The following is a 1,573-nucleotide window of genomic DNA, read 5'->3' as shown; positions in this document are numbered from 1 at the left end:
GCCGCGAGGGGAGGATCCGGTCGCTCTACCCGGCCGAGGGCTCCCCTCGTGCGGGTGGGTCGGCACGGCCCGAGCGCAAGGGGCACAGCACCCAGGAACCGGAGCCCTCCCAACGGCCTGGTGTACCCCTCGTGCGGGTGGGTGCGGATCGGCCCGACCGCCGCGACCCCGAGGGGCACAGCACGCAGGAACCGGCGCTCTACCGGCTGCCTCGTGTGCCCCTCGACGGCGCCCGACCGGGCCCGGGACGACGAACGCCCCCGCCCGGTCGGGGACCGGACGGGGGCGTGGGTCGCGCAGGGACTACGTCAGCGGTACTGGCCGAAGTCGTAGTCGTCCAGCGGGACGGCCACGCCGCTGCCGCTGCCGAAGACGTCCGGCGAGTAGTACCCGTCGTCGTAGCTCGGCAGGGCGTACGCCGCGGCGCGCGCCTCCTCGGTCGGCTGCACCTGGATGTTCCGGTACCGGTTGATGCCGGTGCCGGCCGGGATGAGCTTCCCGATGATGACGTTCTCCTTCAGCCCCACGAGGCTGTCGGACTTCCCCTCGATCGCGGCGTTGGTCAGGATGCGGGTCGTCTCCTGGAACGACGCCGCCGACAGCCACGACTCGGTGGCCAGCGAGGCCTTCGTGATGCCCATGAGCACCGGACGCCCCGCCGCCGGGTCGCCGCCCTCGGCGACGACCTTGCGGTTCTGGCCCTCGAACTCGGCGCGGTCCACGACGCCGCCGGGCAGGAACTCCGTCGCGCCCGAGTCGATGATCGTCACCCGGCGGAGCATCTGCCGGACGATGACCTCGATGTGCTTGTCGTGGATCGACACGCCCTGCGAGCGGTAGACCTTCTGGACCTGGTCGACGAGGTGCAGCTGCACCTCGCGGGGGCCCATGACCCGCAGGACCTCGTGCGGGTCCGCGGTGCCCTCGAGCAGCTGCTGGCCGACGTCGACGTGGTCGCCGTCCTGCAGCGGCCGCTCCGTGCCGTCCACCGAGAGCGTCGCGAGGCGCTGGCGCTTGGACAGCTTGTCGTAGACGACCTCCTCGCTCCCGTCGTCCGGGATGAGGGTGATCTTCCAGAACTTGTCGCCGTCCTCGAGCTGCACCCGGCCGTCGACGTCGGCGATCGGCGCCTTGCCCTTGGGGACGCGGGCCTCGAAGAGCTCCTGCACACGGGGCAGACCGGTCGTGATGTCCTCGCCGGCCACACCACCGGTGTGGAAGGTGCGCATCGTGAGCTGCGTGCCGGGCTCACCGATCGACTGCGCGGCGATGATGCCGACGGCCTCGCCGACGTCGACCAGCTTGCCGGTCGCGAGGGAGCGGCCGTAGCAGTGGGCGCAGGTGCCCAGCTGCGACTCGCAGGTCAGGACCGAGCGGACCTTGACCTCCGCGACACCGGCCTCGATGAGCTCGTCGATGAGGACGTCGCCGAGGTCGGTGCCGGCCGTCGCGATGACGGTGCGGCCACCCGGCTTGGTGATGTCCTCGGACAGGACGCGGGCGTAGACCGAGGTCTCGACGTGCGCGTCCTTGATCAGCGTGCCGTCGGGGCCGGCCGCGGCGATCGCCATCG

Annotated in this window: 1 pseudogene; it reads right to left on the bottom strand. The window is 71.8% G+C overall.

The window, feature by feature from the left end:
- Positions 1-308: 308 nt before the first annotated feature.
- Positions 309-1,573, bottom strand: a pseudogene (locus AC0CYZ_RS13830) (DNA-directed RNA polymerase subunit beta'); the annotation flags it as partial.

The organism is Actinomycetospora sp. (assembly GCF_055612215.1).
This window is presented reverse-complemented; position numbering and strand designations above follow the sequence as displayed.